Genomic DNA, 453 nt, shown 5'->3' with positions numbered 1-453 from the left:
CGACTACATCAAGCGGATGCCGGTCGAGAACTTCGACCCCCAGAATCGCGGCGGCAAAGGGATAATCGGGGCCGATCCCAAGGAGAACGACCGTGTCTCGAAGGTGTTCCGGGCCAACAGCCACGACTACCTGCTCTGTTTCACCAATCAGGGCCAGGTCTACCGGCTCAAGACCTACGAGATTCCAGAGATGTCCCGGACGGCGCGGGGCAAGTCTGCTATCAATCTCATCGACCTGGACAACGGCGAAGAACTGACCGCCGTCGTCTCGACCGACGAATTCGGCGACGACGAGTGTATCACGATGGTGACCCGGAACGGCTACGTCAAGCGGACCTGCTGTTCGGAGTTTGAAAACATCCTCTCGACGGGAATCATCGCCGCCAAACTCGAAGACGGCGACGAACTCATTGACGTGGATGTCACCGACGGCACCGGCGACCTCGTCATCGC

At 59.4% G+C, this 453-nt stretch carries 1 protein-coding gene; it reads left to right on the top strand.

Annotation, left to right across the window (positions count from 1 at the left end):
* Window positions 1–453, top strand: a 453-nt coding sequence (locus C5C07_RS20780) for a DNA gyrase C-terminal beta-propeller domain-containing protein (protein WP_304999724.1), incomplete at both ends; no start/stop codon positions are given.

The organism is Haloferax sp. Atlit-4N (assembly GCF_003383025.1).
GTDB lineage: Archaea > Halobacteriota > Halobacteria > Halobacteriales > Haloferacaceae > Haloferax > Haloferax gibbonsii.
Note: the sequence above shows the minus strand (reverse complement) of the source record. Positions and strands in the feature narration are given on the sequence as shown.